Annotated in this window: 12 protein-coding genes and 1 pseudogene; 5 read left to right on the forward strand and 8 right to left on the reverse strand. The window is 68.8% G+C overall.

Annotated features, from left to right (window positions below; all coding sequences use genetic code 11):
• Nucleotides 1-120: 120 nt before the first annotated feature.
• Both AB0J55_RS21915 and AB0J55_RS21920 read left to right on the forward strand, forming a co-directional pair.
• On the forward strand, nucleotides 121-1,515 hold the full coding sequence (locus tag AB0J55_RS21915; RefSeq protein ID WP_364251228.1) for a S41 family peptidase: 1,395 nt from the start codon (nucleotides 121-123) through the stop codon (nucleotides 1,513-1,515).
• 49 nt (nucleotides 1,516-1,564) lie between these two features.
• The gene (locus AB0J55_RS21920; protein WP_364251231.1) at nucleotides 1,565-2,308 is read left to right on the forward strand and encodes an SDR family NAD(P)-dependent oxidoreductase; all 744 of its coding nucleotides are present in this window, start codon (nucleotides 1,565-1,567) and stop codon (nucleotides 2,306-2,308) included.
• 146 nt (nucleotides 2,309-2,454) lie between these two features.
• Here AB0J55_RS21920 and AB0J55_RS21925 read toward each other — a convergent pair whose 3' ends face one another.
• Nucleotides 2,455-3,168, reverse strand: a complete 714-nt coding sequence (locus AB0J55_RS21925) for an alpha/beta hydrolase (RefSeq protein ID WP_364251234.1) — start codon at nucleotides 3,166-3,168, stop codon at nucleotides 2,455-2,457.
• A 418-nt stretch (nucleotides 3,169-3,586) separates the two neighbouring features.
• Here AB0J55_RS21925 and AB0J55_RS21930 point away from each other — a divergent pair, with 418 nt between their 5' ends.
• Nucleotides 3,587-4,252, forward strand: coding sequence for a hypothetical protein (locus AB0J55_RS21930; protein ID WP_364251237.1), 666 nt, complete (start codon nucleotides 3,587-3,589; stop codon nucleotides 4,250-4,252).
• Here the strand turns inward: AB0J55_RS21930 and AB0J55_RS21935 are convergent.
• Both AB0J55_RS21935 and AB0J55_RS21940 read right to left on the reverse strand, forming a co-directional pair.
• On the reverse strand, nucleotides 4,201-5,247 hold the full coding sequence (locus tag AB0J55_RS21935; RefSeq protein WP_364251239.1) for a hypothetical protein: 1,047 nt from the start codon (nucleotides 5,245-5,247) through the stop codon (nucleotides 4,201-4,203). The two genes, AB0J55_RS21930 and AB0J55_RS21935, sit on opposite strands and share 52 nt — an antisense overlap.
• An 11-nt stretch (nucleotides 5,248-5,258) precedes the next feature.
• On the reverse strand, nucleotides 5,259-5,813 hold the full coding sequence (locus AB0J55_RS21940) for a sigma-70 family RNA polymerase sigma factor (RefSeq protein ID WP_364251241.1): 555 nt from the start codon (nucleotides 5,811-5,813) through the stop codon (nucleotides 5,259-5,261).
• 163 nt (nucleotides 5,814-5,976) lie between these two features.
• Here AB0J55_RS21940 and AB0J55_RS21945 point away from each other — a divergent pair, with 163 nt between their 5' ends.
• The gene (locus AB0J55_RS21945; protein ID WP_364251244.1) at nucleotides 5,977-7,179 is read left to right on the forward strand and encodes a cytochrome P450; all 1,203 of its coding nucleotides are present in this window, start codon (nucleotides 5,977-5,979) and stop codon (nucleotides 7,177-7,179) included.
• A 93-nt stretch (nucleotides 7,180-7,272) separates the two neighbouring features.
• On the opposite strand, the gene AB0J55_RS21950 is transcribed toward AB0J55_RS21945, so the two are convergent.
• A complete protein-coding gene (locus AB0J55_RS21950) occupies nucleotides 7,273-8,124 on the reverse strand; it encodes a hypothetical protein (protein WP_364251247.1) in 852 nt (283 codons plus the stop codon).
• A 422-nt stretch (nucleotides 8,125-8,546) separates the two neighbouring features.
• On the opposite strand from AB0J55_RS21950, the gene AB0J55_RS21955 reads away from it, so the two are divergent.
• Entirely contained in the window at nucleotides 8,547-9,998 is a 1,452-nt protein-coding gene (locus tag AB0J55_RS21955; RefSeq protein ID WP_364251926.1) for an NB-ARC domain-containing protein, read from the forward strand.
• Nucleotides 9,999-10,156: 158 nt separating this feature from the next.
• Here the strand turns inward: AB0J55_RS21955 and AB0J55_RS21960 are convergent.
• From AB0J55_RS21960 to rlmN, 4 genes and pseudogenes are all read right to left on the reverse strand, one after another.
• Nucleotides 10,157-10,298 (reverse strand): annotated as a pseudogene (locus AB0J55_RS21960) (23S rRNA (adenine(2503)-C(2))-methyltransferase RlmN); the annotation flags it as partial.
• A 151-nt stretch (nucleotides 10,299-10,449) separates the two neighbouring features.
• Nucleotides 10,450-10,971 (reverse strand): hypothetical protein, encoded by a 522-nt coding sequence (locus AB0J55_RS21965; RefSeq protein WP_364251250.1) that lies wholly within the window; start codon nucleotides 10,969-10,971, stop codon nucleotides 10,450-10,452.
• A 257-nt stretch (nucleotides 10,972-11,228) separates the two neighbouring features.
• Nucleotides 11,229-11,501, reverse strand: coding sequence for a hypothetical protein (locus AB0J55_RS21970; protein ID WP_364251253.1), 273 nt, complete (start codon nucleotides 11,499-11,501; stop codon nucleotides 11,229-11,231).
• Between the two features lie 33 nt (nucleotides 11,502-11,534).
• Nucleotides 11,535-12,641, reverse strand: a complete 1,107-nt coding sequence (rlmN, locus tag AB0J55_RS21975; RefSeq protein ID WP_364251256.1) for a 23S rRNA (adenine(2503)-C(2))-methyltransferase RlmN — start codon at nucleotides 12,639-12,641, stop codon at nucleotides 11,535-11,537.
• Nucleotides 12,642-12,674 lie beyond the last annotated feature (33 nt).

Here is a 12,674-nt window from a genome sequence, read left to right on the forward strand (position 1 = left end):
ATCCCGACCGGCCGGTTTCGGCGCGGTTTCATGGCTTGCCGGCCCTCGTCCGAAACCTTGCCGAAACCGCTGCCTGCGTAAAACCGGCACCACGTTTCCCCGACACGGACGGAGTTTCTCGTGGACAATAGATGGCGCGCACTCGCGGCGGCCACGGTGGCACTGGCCGTCGCGGCCACGCTCGCGGGTACGGGGGTGGGCACGGCCGGCCCGGAAACCGAACGGCTCGCGGCCTGCGCTCCGCCCGCGCAGGGCCAACCGCCGCCGCAACAGGCTCCGGCCGCGGTCACCACGGTCGGGCAGGCGTACTCCTGCATCTTCGACAACTACTACAGCGGGCCGGTGCTGGACAGCCGCACCCTGCTGGTACCGGCGTTCGCCGCGATCACCCGGGAAATGCAACACCGTCGGCTCGACCAGCCCGACGCCACGCTGCCGGCGCTCACCGGGCGGAGGGACGCCGACTGGGCGGCGTTCGGCAAGGTGTACCGACGGATCGTGAACGCGCTGCCGGACGACGCGGCGCGCGCGGCCATCGGCGCCGCGGCCATCCAGGCCATGGTGGCCGCGCTGAACGACGACCACGCCCGGTGGTTGGGCGCGCCCAGCGAGAATCCGGTGGGGCTGACGCTTTCCGGGATCGCCGCGTCCGGCGACGTCGACCCGGCGGCCACGGGGCCGATGTACGTCAACGGGATCGCTGCCGGAGGTCCGGCCGAGGCCGCCGGAATCAAGCGGGGGGACGAGATCCTGGCTGTCGACGGCGCGCCGCTTCTCGTCGGCGGGATCCTGAACGCGGGTGTGCTGTCGTCGCTCCTCAAAGCCCGGCCGGGCGCGGTCGTGAAGCTCACCGCCCACCGTCCGGCCACCGGTGAGACGTTCACGGCCACGGTGACCGCGGCCCCCCACCGGCCGCCGCCTCGCACGGTCGAGTCGAGGCTGGTGGACGGGAACATCGCTTACGTCACCCTGCCGAGCATGGCTCCGGAGCTGGCCGGCCAGGTGCTCTCGGCCGTCGCCGGTCTGCGTGCGCAGACCGAGTTGCGCGGGGTGATCCTGGACTTGCGGGGCAACGGTGGCGGCACCCTGGAGGCGGCCGGCACGCTGCTCGGCGCGCTCACCCACGGCAAGACCATCGGCTACTGGTGTGACGTGCGGGACAGGTGCACACCCAACCGCACCGACGACTCGGTGAAACTGCTCAACGTGCCGTTCGTCGTGCTCACCGACCGCCGCTGCGCGTCGGCGTGCGAGGTGTTCGGCAGCGCGGTGAAGGACCTGAAACTCGGCACGCTCGTCGGCACCCGCACCGCCGGTGCGGTGTCCGGTCCGGCATGGGCCTACCAGCTCGACAACGGAACCAGCCTGCTGTTGCCGAAATACCACCAGCTCGCCGCGAACAAGCAGGTCGTGGACGCCATCGGGGTGGCGCCCGATCTTTACGCACCGGTGACCGCGGCCGACCTTTCCGCGGGCCGCGACCCCGGTCTGGCCAAGGCTGTGGACCTGTTGTGAGGCCGCTCACAGGTGGTCACAGCCGAACGGAAAGCGGTGTCTGGTGGGCATGACGAACAAGGAACAGACCTCGGTGCTGATCACCGGAGGCAACAAGGGACTCGGTTTCGAAGCGGCCCGGCGGCTCGGGGAGCAGGGCTGGACGATCTTCCTCGGTTCACGGGACGAAGGCCGCGGCCAGGCGGCCGCGGACAAGCTGGCCGCCGGTGGCGCGAACGTGGTCATGGTCCCGCTGGACGTGACCTCGGAGGAGTCGGTGGCCGACGCCGTCCGGCTCGTGCGGAAGCACACCGACCGGCTGGACGTGCTGATCAACAACGCCGGCGCACCGGGGAACGCCGTCCCACCCGCGGACGCGACGGCCGAGGAGATCCATTCCGTCTACGACACCAACGTGTACGGGCCGGTCCGGGTCACGCACGCGTTCCTCCCCCTGCTGGAGGCGGCGGACAACCCGCGGGTGGTGATGGTGTCCAGCGCCGTGGGTTCCTTCGCGGTCATGGCCGATCCGACGCAGCCCGCCTCGAAAATGCACGAGCTCGCCTACAGCTCGTCGAAAGCGGCACTGAACATGATCACCGTCCGGTACGCCCAGGCGTTCCCGAACATCAAGTTCAACGCCATCACCCCCGGTGAGGTCGCCAACCGCAAGTTCGCCGCCACCGACATGAACCACCACACCGGCCAGCTGACGGTCACCGAGGGCACCGACCCGATCATCAAGCTCGCGACGATCGACGCCGACGGACCGACCGGGATCTTCATCGATCGCCTCGGCCCCGTGTCCTGGTGACCGCCGCGCAACTCAGCGGAACCGGGGTGTCAAGGGGATCCGCCCACGCCGGCCGGCGAGGCGGCCCCTTGACACCCCTTGTCCTCTCGGACAGGCCGGATCGCCTGCTCACACCCGGGAACTGCGGCACGCGATGCGCTCGGAGCTCAGGAGCCGGCCGATCGGACCGCTTCGCGGATGACGTCCGCGACGGCCTTCGAATGCGACAGCATCACCAGGTGTGAGGAGTCCAGCTCGACCTGCTTCATGTCCGCGCGCTGGTAGCCGAACCGTTCCACCTCGGGATTGATCGTGTGGTCCGCTGCGCACACCACACCCCAGGCGGGCTTCGTCTTCCACGCCGCCGCCGGGGCGGGTTCCGCGAACGCCGCCGCCGCCAAGGGGCGTTGCGAGACCGCGAGCACCTTCGCCACGTCCGGGTCGATGTCGTGGGCGAAGATCGCCGGGAACTTCGCCACGTCGACCGACACGTCGGTGCCCGGCTCCGCTCCCTCGATCGGGAACGACGTCGTCACCAGGGCGGCGGCCAGGTCGGAGGCGGCGAACCGGCCCTGCAGCTCGCCGAGGCTTTCGCCTTCCTCGAGGGCGTAACCGGCGAGGTAGACCAGCGCCCGCACGTTCTCTTCGACACCGGCGACGGTGATCACCGCGCCGCCGTAGGAGTGTCCGACGAGGACGACCGGGCCGTCGATCTGCCGGACGACCGAGGCGATGTAGGCAGCGTCGCCCCTGAGCGACCGCATCGGCACCGCCGGCGCGGCCACCGGGATGCCGTCGGCGAGCAGTTCGGGGATCACGCGGGCGAAGCTGGACGCGTCGGCGAAGGCGCCGTGGATGAGCACGACCGTGGGAGTGGGCATGGCGGTTCTCCTCGGAGGCGAAGGACGAATTGCCGAGGCTAGGCCGGCGCACTTGACGAAGAGGGAACGGCGAAGGCGTCCGCCGTCCGGATTCGTTCAGTGTCCGTCAAGTGCCCGGTTCCACACTGATCCGCGGTCGCTGCCCGCGAACGACGGACACCAAGGGGTGCACACCGATGACCACAACTCGCCGAAGCCTGCTGGCCGGGTCCGCCGTTGCCGTGGCGGGCGCCGTGTTCGGCGCGCCCGCCGCGCAGGCACGTCCACGGCCCGGCTCGCCGAAGCCCACCGTGGTGCTCGTGCACGGTGCGTTCGCCGACGCCTCGGGCTGGAACGGCGTCGCCGCCCGGCTCATCCACGCCGGCTTCCGTCACTGCGGCTGTTCGGTCATCTGGCGGCACGGACGCCCCGGGGTGTCGTGGTCATCGGCGCGCTCCGCGATCATGCACCCCGCCACCACGGGGAGCTGGCGCGCCTGCTCGCCGCGGCCAGTCGCGTGCCCGGGCACCGCCGCATCCGGCTCGGCCCGCTCGGCGAGGGCGAGGTCGCCGAGCTGGTCCGCCGCGAGACCGGCAAGGCCCCCGGTCCGGCTGCCGCTCGGGACCTCCACGCACGCACCGGGGGCAACCCGTTCTACGTCCGGGAACTGTCCCGATCGCTCGCCGAAGGCACCGGCGTGCCTCCCACCGTGCACGACATCGTCCGCGACAGCATGACCGCCCTCGACGAGGACTCCCGCGATCTCCTCCGGCTCGCCGCGTTCATCGGCCCCGAGGTCGGCCTCGACCGCCTCGCCGAAGCCGCCGGCTTGGACGTCACGACCCTGCTGGACCGCCTGGAACCGCTGGGCACCGTCGGTCTGCTCGCCCCTGCTCCCGACGACCCGTTCTCGTTCCGCTTCACCCCCGACCTGGTCCGCGAGTCGATCGTCGAGACCACGACGCCGGCCCAGAGGAACCGCCTGCACCGGCGCATCGGTGCCGGGGAGGGCCGGGATGCTCCCGGCCCTCCCCGGACAGCCCGGTACGAGGATCAGATCTTGCCCGCGGCCACGTCGGCGAGGGTCACGCGGAGGGACTTGTAGTTCACCACGTAACGCTTGGACGATCCGGCCGCGGTGATCTCCTCCCGGATCGGCAGGCCGTTGCCGGCGTTGATGGTGAGGACGTCCGCACCGCCGTCCAGGATGGCGGGGGGCGCGGTGAGGGTCAGCGCGGCCTGGCCGTCGACGTCGGTCTTGCCGACGACCATGTCCGGGATGGTCGCGTACAGCTTCAGCACGCCCGCGCGGACCTCCGCATCGGCGGCGTTGGCGAACAGCGCGTGCTGGGCGTTGCTCCACAGGTGGTTGCCGATCAGGTTTTCCAGGTCCTTGCCCGTCGGACGCGGTTTGGGCGCGGGAACCGGCTTGCCCATCTTGCGGAACAGCTCCGCGGTCTCCGCTTGGGCGGCCGCCCAGGCCTTGTCGGCCTCGGCGGGGCTCAAGCCGATGCCCAGGGCGTTGTCGGACGCGGTGATCATCGCGACCCTCGCCTGGTCGACGTCGCCGTTCGCGGCGAGACGGGCCGCCGCCATCACCTTCCCGTCGTACGGCGTGGCGGGCTGGGCCTGGCCCTTGACGACGGCCTCCACCAGGGACTTCTCCGAGTCGCCCGTGTACTGCTCGCCCTTGTCGGTGTAGAGGGTGTAGTTGAGGTCCGGTTTGTCGTCCACCCCGAACTTCGTGTTGACGATCAGCGACGCGTCTCCCGGCTGGGTGCCGGCCGCCTTGACCGCGGAGGCCAGCTTCACCAGCGGCGCCTCGGCCGCCTGCGGTACGCCGGCCGCCTGCGGGGCCGGGCCGGACGGGCCGGCCGGGACGCTGCCGCCCGACGTACCCAGCACCACCGCCGCCGCGACGGCTGCCGCGCCCACGGCGGCGACGCCGACCTTGGGCCAGGAGAACCAGCGCTTCGGTCGCACGACCGGCGCCACGGGTTCCCCCATCGCCGCCCGCAGGGCCGTGCGGGCCCGGTCATAGGCCTCGGGACCGGGAGACGGCACGTCACGCAGATTCTTCATGAGATCCATTTCGTCCATGGGGCTGTCTTTCACGTTGTCGGGACTTGCAGCAGCGCGACCACTTCGGGGGCTTCACGCAACGCCTTGCGCGCCTGGTGCAGCAGGCGGCGGGCGGTACCGGCCGGGATGCCGAGCACCCGCCCGGCCTCGGCGACCGTCAGGTCCTCCCAGGCGACCAGGCCCAGCACCTCCCGCTCTTCCGGTTTGAGCCGGGCCAGCGCCCTGCTCAGCAGTGCCTGCGTGTCCACGCGGGCATCCACCGCCGGCCACGGATCCCAGTCACTCGCCACGCCGGTCAGGTCCGACGCCGGATCCTCGGCCGGCGCGGACCGCCAGTGCCGGCGCAGCCTGTTCAGCGCGACGCCGTACAACCACGGCCTGGCTTCGGGATACGAAAGGTCGTAGTTCGCACGGGACTCGTAAGCCGCCACCCACACATCACCGAGCACGTCCTCGGCGGCCTGCCGTCCCACGCGGCGCGCCAGGTAGTTCCCGAGCGCGGTCTCGTGCCGGCTGATCACTTCCACGAAGGCATCGGTGTCCCCGCGCAGCGACCTGCCGATCAGTTCCGCGTCTGACGACATGAAGCTCCTCGGGTTTCGCTTCGCCCTGACACCCCGTCTTTGCCGACGCGCGCCCAAAGCGTTCAGGCGCGCGCGAACCCTTTACAGCTCGAGCGGAGCTGGATCACACTGTCGGCGGGTACACCAGGCCATCGTCGCTTCGGCACGGCAACGGGAGAGCGCGATGACAGCGCACGGCCGACCACCGCTGTTCCCGTTCGAGGCACCGCCCTCGACCGAACCGGCCGCCGAGGCGATCCGGATGCTGCACACCGATCCGGTGCCCTGGGTCCGGTTGGCCGGCGGGCACGAGGTCCGGCTGGTCACCCGCTACGACGACGTCCAGCGCGCGATGTCCGATCCCCGGATGAGCCGCGCCGCCCTGGCGACACCGGACGCCCCCGCCATCGTCCCCGGCCTGCAGTCACCGGACATGATGCCGAACATGGACCCGCCCGGCCACACGAGACTGCGTCGCCTGGTGGCCAAGGCGTTCACCACCCGCAGCGTGGAACTCCTGCGGCCGAGGGTGGAGGAGATCGCGACCGGCCTGCTGGATCGGATGCTCGCCGCCGGACCACCGGCGGACCTGGTCGGCGCGCTGGCCGAACCACTGCCGGGCATCGTGATCTGCGAACTGCTCGGCATCGCCCACGCCGAGCGCGAACCCCTGCTCGCCTTCATCGAGGCCATGTCCATCACCACCGCGTTCGACCAGGAGGCGTTCGCGGCGACCGGTGCCATCGCCGCGTCGCACCTGCTCGGGTTGATCGAGCGCAAGCGTCACCACCCGGGCGACGACCTGCTCTCCGGACTGACCCAGGTGCACGACGAGGATGGCGACCGGCTCAGCGAAGCCGAGCTGCTGATCACCGTGATGCTGCTGATCGGCGCCGGCCAGGAGACGACGATGGCTCAGCTGGCGAAGTCCGTGCTGTTGCTGTCCCGCCACCCGGACCAGTGGGCCCGCCTGGTGGCGGCGCCCGACCTGGTGCCGAACGCGGTCGAGGAACTGCTCCGGGTCGTCGCCCTGGGCCACGCCGGGCAGCCGAGAATGACCCGTGAGGACGTCGAATTCTCCGGCCGGACGGTCGCAGCAGGCACCGCGGTGTTCCCGGTGGTGAACGCGGCCAACCGCGACCCGGCCGTCTTCCCCGATCCGCACCGGTTCGACGTGGCCCGCCACGAGGCGTCCCACCACCTGTCGTTCGGCCGCGGCGCGCATTTCTGCCTCGGCGCGCCGCTGGCCAGGATGGAACTGCAGGTCGCGTTGCACGCCCTGGTGACCAGGATGCCGGGCTTGGAGGTGGCCGAGCGAGATGAGGAGCTGGCATGGCAGCCCGAGAGCCTGACCCGCAGCCTGCGGCGGCTGCTGGTCACGTGGTGATTCCGTGCGGAGGTGACCGATTGATGCCGGGGAGCGTCCGGCTGAAACGCGCGCGTTACTCGAATCGAGTCGGATCGACAGGCTCGTCTTGCTTCACCGTGCGGCGGTACTTGCCGCGCCGCCGGTCAATGCCGCCGCGTAGCCCAGGCGGACCAGCAGGGCGGTGGTGATCTCCTCCGTCAGTCCGATCGCGGCGAGTTTGGACACCGGCTCCGGGTCCGCGAGGGCGACCAGAATGGCGGCGACCACACTGAGGCTCAGACCCACGACGACGGCGACTTCAGCGACTTCTTCCCAGGTCGGCAGGGACGAACGTGTCTGGTTCGCCGACATCGGTACAACACCGGCCGGATGGCTGGGTGCGGGGCGGTTGACCCACTCGAAGACGTCGGCAGGAAGACCGGGACCTCCCTCGTCGTCGCAGTTCTGATCGCGCCACTGCTGCAGCCGGTTCGCCAACCCCCGCCTCTGCTGTTCGTAAGCCTGCTGGTGGCTCTCCCATGACCGAGGACCGGTGCGCCGCGTAGCCCAGAGTTTCTTGTCTCCGAGCATGTCCGCGTAGCGTTCCTTCAGACCGCTGGTCGACCACCCGTCGGCACTGCCGTTGAGCAGGCGGTCGATGACGGAACGCAGCCACTCGCAGACGCTCCCAGACCAGTCCGGCGGCGGGCGGAGGGAGGCCGCCGCCACGAGCGTGACGGGGACGTGGTCGAAACGGTCATCCTCCGGCTGTCGCTGCACGGATTGCGGGCCGTCTTCACAGTTGCCTGATCGGGTACCACACCGTTGGACAGCAGCAAGGTGCGCGACCATGGCCGCGTTACCGACCGTACGTTGGAGCGCCAACAGTCCCTCGACGCGCCCAGAGGTGGCCGCATGGTGGCGAGGGAGTACCTTTCCTGCCCTGGTTCCGATCGGCGCAGCCGAGGTCTCGTGTTCGAACATGCGTCCTCCCGGGGCACGTTGACCACGCTCGGGCAAGTCGCACGAGAGGTCAATGTACGCACGTGCGAACTTTCGTGCACTTCAACCGCCAGTGCATGACGTCGCCGAGCGCACTTACGGGTAAAGCGGCGAGGCCGGGTTCCACAGGATCAAGCGCCTGATCGGTAAGTCACCCGCGTCATCCTCCACGTTGGCCGGAAAATCGGTCATTGCCGACTGAATCTTTTGGCGCCACACCTCACACTCTCATGCTGCCGGCTGGCCGTATGTCCAGGTGCACTCTCATGCCGATGAGCGTCGCATCAGGTGTAACTGACAGCGACTGCTACGCGGCGTGAAGTGCAATGAGGGCAAGACTGCGACAACTTCCTCCGAAGCCAAGCTCCTTCGTGGGCCGAGCTCACGAACTTTCCACCTTGAGCATGTCCGCGGGCCACCCGGACGATCCCGGCCGGTTGATGCTGATCTCAGCGCTGGCAGGCGCCGGCGGGATCGGCAAGACGTGGCTCGCGGTGCAGTGGGCACATGAGCATGCCACCGAGTTCCCCGATGGTCAGTTGTTCGTTGCCTTTCACGGGTTCTCCCCCTCAGAGGTGTCTCTCCACGCGGCCGACGCCCTGCGCATGTTCCTGGAGGCACTGGGTGTCGCTCCTGGGTGCATACCTCCAGATGTGGCCACGCAGATGAACATGTATCGCAGCTTGGTGGCGAACAAGCGGATGTTGATTGTCCTGGACAACGCTGCCACTGATGAGCAGGTCGAACCTCTGTTACCGAACTCGCCCGCCTGCACCGTGTTGGTCACGAGCAGAAAGACGCTGTCATTGCTGATTACCCGGTACAGTGCCGAGCACCTACCCCTGACTCTCCTTCGTGAGGACGAAGCGCATCAACTTCTCGCCCAGCGCCTGGGTCATGCGCGCGTCGCCGCTGAACGCGACGCCGCGACGGAGCTCATCCGACTCTGTGGCCGTCACCCGCTAGCGTTGGCTCTTACAGCGAGTAGTGCCTGCACTCGCCCCCGGCTCTCTCTGACCGAATTCACCGCCGAACTACGCGAGCTGGGTCTGGCCGCACTCGACGGCGATGATCCCCTGACGAGCTTGCCGACCGTGCTTTCCTGGTCTTTGCGGCGGTTCACAGGTCAACAGCACACAGTGTTCGCTTTTCTCGGCATCGCCCCAGGTCCTGATATCTCCCTGCTGGCAGTCGCGAAGCTAACTGGTCTCAATGAAGGGCAAGTCGCTTCGGTGCTGCAACATTTGGAGCAGGCGTCGATGCTCGACCGCAACCCGGACCACCGGTACTCCATGCATGACCTGATTCGCGCGTACGCCGACGCCACGGCCCACAGTGATCTTTCTGAAGAGATACGAAGCGCGTCCCTGCGCCGGGTCGTGAGTTTCTACGCGCAAACGGCCTGCGCAGCCGACCGCCTTCTCGCGCCACACCGCAAGGCCATCCAGGTCGCGTCGGCCGTGCCGGGTGTCAAGGCGGCCTCGATGACCGATGGTGGCGCAGCAATGGCTTGGTTCGACGCTGAGCGGGCTGGCTTGTTGGCAGCTCAACACATCGCGAAGACGTCTGGCTGGCATGATGAAGTATGGCAGCTGGCCTGGGGATTGACGACGTTCTGCGAACGGCGGGGGCAACGCCAGGATCAGCTCACCGTGCGGCAAGCCACTTCGGAGATCCTGGAGTTCTTACCCGGACCGGCCGCAAAGATGAATACTCTTCGGAATCTCGGGCACGCCTACACGCACCTGGGTTGCCACGAGGAAGCGGTCAAGAATCTGCACCTGGCCCTCGATCTGGCTGTCGAATGTGACGAACCGATCCACGAAGCCCACAGGCTCTCGGGTAGTGCACGGTGATCACGCTGGGTCGGCCGTCGACGGCCGGGATACCCCGGAATTCATGCAATGCACCTCTTCGGACAGAAGGCCCCGCGGTGCCGCGTCGACCCGAACGCACCCATGCCGCTGAGCGAGCATTGTCGGGCTGCCGACTACACATCTCACGTCACGAGGGCTTACCCCGCAGCAGCAAGCTGCCCACAAGCGGCGACGATCTCCTGGCCGGGTGTTCCAGACCACCCACGTGACACCGCCCGCGTCAATCAGGCGCACGAAATCCCGCTCCACCGGCTTCGGCGACGCATCCCACTTCGGACCGGCGTTGGGTTCAAGGAATCACGTTCACATGCACCAACCAACGTGTGCCCCGGCTCGTCGACGAACGGTTCGAGCCCATCGTTCCGAGCGGGACCAGGTCGGCGAACTGGCCGCGACCACACCGACGGACGATCTGCTCGTGGCTCGGTGATCAACACTGGAAGAGGAACCTGCCCTGCTCGCAGGCACGACAGACGAACGCGTACCCGCACCCGCTGCCGAAGTTGATGCTGTGGTCGCGGCCTTCCTCGAGTTGCACGGCGAACTCCATCACTGTCGCGCAGACCCGACACACCGGGGTCTCGTGGTTCTGCAGCCACGCCGGCGTACCGCCCACCATGCCGAGGATCTCAGCCTCGGGACGGCCCGCCTCGACTGACCACTTACCGCGCGCTTCGTCGTAGCCGTCGGCATCGACCGGCTTTACCTCGATGCCGCACACCTCCGCGAGCTGCGTCTCGTCCCCGTCCGGCACCAGGGCGGGGACAAGGTCCCCACGCCGGAACAGCAGGGCACGGTTACCGCCCGATACCGGGTCCCACTCGTCGCACAGACCGGGATCGTTCTGGCACAAGAAGATCGACAGGATCGTCGAAGCGTCGAGCACGACCTGAGCCACGAACTTCATCGGTCCCCCGACGCCGCCGGTGCGTGTCACCTCGGCCTTCGGCAACGGCCGGTCCGTTGTAGATCAGCAGGTCGGTCATGGCCGAGAGTCCAGGCAGTCGACGTCGCAAGCTGACTGGCCCAATCCGAGGCGAGCGCTGCGGATCGGAACCCGGCAGCGCCCACAAAGTTCTTCTCCAGTCTTTTGAGCGCGAGGCCGTCGAGTGCGATGGCACGAGTGACAGGCCTCGGGCGAGGCACCCCAAGCACTCGTGGTGCTCGCCGTCCAGAGCGGGCACCTCTACCGGATCAGCTGAACCAGGGTCAGCGCTCGAGCCAGGGAGCAAGCAGGTTCTCCAGGTCCGCGTCCGACAGCGCGCGCGGTCCCCCGTGGAACTCGTGCCACCGAGCCGCGTCCCGCGCCGCGGTGTACTCGACCTCGAACGCCCGCATCAGCACGTACATGAACGTCACCGAGCTGAACCGCTCACCCAACAACGTCCGCGCTTCACGAGCCACCTCGGTGGCTCCACGACCGACCACGTCCGCGAGCCGAAGCTCCTCCGCAGCCGGATCCAACAGGCTGGGGGCATACATCACGACAAGCACTCCATCATCGAACGAACAAGATCAGCCTTCTGCGGCCAGCTGGCCGCAGGCCGCGGCGATGTCCTGGCCACGGGTATCCCGCACCGTGCACGCGACCCCGCCCGCGTTGACCAGCCGCACGAACTCCCGCTCCACCGGCTTCGGCGACGCGTCCCACTTGCTGCCCGGCGTCGGGTTCAGCGGAATCACGTTGACGTGAACCAGCTGCCCCAGGTGCTGCCGCAACCGGCGAGCCAGCAGCTCCGCCCGCCACGGCTGATCGTTGATGTCCCGGATCAACGCGTACTCGATCGACACCCGACGCCCCGACGTGTCGGCGTAATACCGCGCCGCCGACAACACCTCGTCCACCGACCACCGGTTGTTCACCGGCACCAGCGTGTCCCGCAGCTCGTCATCCGGCGTGTGCAACGACACCGCCAGCCGCACCTGCATCTTCTCGTCCGCCAGCTTCCGGATCGCCGGCGCCAACCCCACCGTCGACACCGTCACCGAACGCTGGCCGATCCCCAGACCACCGGGCGCCGGATCCGTGATCCGCCGGACCGCCGCCACCACGCGCTTGTAGTTGGCCAGCGGCTCGCCCATCCCCATGAAGACGATGTTCGACAGCCGGCCCGGGCCGCCCGGCATCGTGCCGTCGCGCATGACCGCCGCCGCGGAACGGACCTGGTCCACGATCTCCGCCGTCGACAGGTTGCGGTCGAGGCCGCCCTGGCCGGTCGCGCAGAACGGGCACGCCATTCCGCAGCCCGCCTGGCTCGAAATGCACAGCGTCGCGCGGTCCGGGTAGCGCATCAGGACGCTCTCCAGGAGCGTGCCGTCGTGCGCGCGCCACAGGGTCTTGCGGGTCGCGCCGTCGTCGGCCGCCAAGGCGCGGACCTCGGTCAGCAGCGTCGGCATCAGCGACTCGACGAGCCGGGAGCGCGACGCCGCCGGGATGTCGGTCATCTCCGCCGGGTCGACCGTCAGCCGGGAGAAGTAGTGGTTCGACAGCTGCTTCGCGCGGAACGGCTTCTCCCCCAACTCGGCGACCGCGGCCGCGCGCTCGGACACCGAGAGGTCGGCGAGGTGGCGCGGCGGGAGGCCGCGCTTGGGCGCGTCGAAGACGAGGGGAAGGGCAGTCATAACCAGACCAGTGTCCCACGCCCCCACCAGGAC

It is taken from the genome of Amycolatopsis sp. NPDC049688 (assembly GCF_040674975.1).
GTDB lineage: Bacteria > Actinomycetota > Actinomycetes > Mycobacteriales > Pseudonocardiaceae > Amycolatopsis.